This window comes from Paenibacillus oryzisoli, assembly GCF_050467285.1.
GTDB lineage: Bacteria > Bacillota > Bacilli > Paenibacillales > NBRC-103111 > Paenibacillus_E > Paenibacillus_E oryzisoli_A.
Map to the genome: position 1 here is coordinate 1 of NZ_JBCMUN010000044.1, position 1,070 is coordinate 1,070.

The 1,070-nt window shown below is 32.4% G+C and carries 1 protein-coding gene; it reads left to right on the top strand.

Features of this window, described 5'->3' with window-relative positions:
• Window positions 1–347: 347 nt before the first annotated feature.
• Window positions 348–938 (top strand): reverse transcriptase domain-containing protein, encoded by a 591-nt coding sequence (locus tag ABE504_RS32890; RefSeq protein ID WP_430096948.1) that lies wholly within the window; start codon window positions 348–350, stop codon window positions 936–938.
• The last annotated feature ends 132 nt before the right edge of the window (window positions 939–1,070 follow it).

Consider the following 1,070-nt stretch of genomic DNA (forward strand, 5'->3'; position numbering starts at 1 on the left):
ATCCCCCGTCTTACTCTACTATTACCTTATCATTTCGCTATCGAATCCAGTAATTTCGAAATCGAAAACAGTTGTATTCTCATAGATCTTTAGAATCCTCCTTGGGAAAACGAATCTTTTATAAATTATGATGATAATTTTGGTGACATTTGTCAAATATTATGGGAAAATAGAACTAGCTAGAGTCCCTGACTTTGCACCTATTGGTGGACTTCTGGTATTTCAGAAGTAGTTCTAGTTAAAAGGCTTTTAAGTTGATTTTGCCTATGAATAGGAAAGATCTCCTATTTATGACCCTTTGGGTAATAATCTAATCTTTCAGGGACTCTGCTATTAATTAGGTGGTGGTGATTGAAATTACAGTTTCAAAAGTATTTAATAAACTTTTCCAAAAGGAAAATTTGAAAAATACATACTATGTTAAAATTGCTCATAAAACCTCACCAGGCATTGATAGGGTTCATCGAATGGTTTTTGAAAAAAACATCAATGAAAACATCGAATACATCTCAAAAAAAGTTGTTCAAGGAAACTATAAGTTCATTGCATATAAAGAAAAACTAATCCCAAAGGGTAAAGGAAAATATCCAAGGGTAGTCTCTATACCTACGATCAGGGATAAAGTAACTTTAAATATTTTGAACGAAATTTTAACTACTGCTTTTTCACATAAGATAACAACTAGACTAACCCAGAATATTATTGATGATCTAAAAAAAGCAATTGATTCAGGTAAATATAACTACTTTATTAAGATTGACATTACGGCATTTTATGACAATATAGTGCAGGATATATTACTGGAGAAAATAAAAAAAAGAATAAAAAAGCAAGAAATTTTGGATTTAATCAAAAATGCGATAAAGAATCCAACTATTATAGCTGGTGCAGAAAAGAAAGAAGCTGAAAAAGGAGTTCCCCAAGGGCAATGTCATTAAGTTACGCTTGAAGACAAGACTGGGATTAAAAATGGAATCTGAAACGGCATGGGAAAAAGCCCTGTGCCGTTTGTTTTTATGCGCAAGCAAGAAAAAAGCGTACAGCAAACAAAGCGGATGGAATATCCGCTT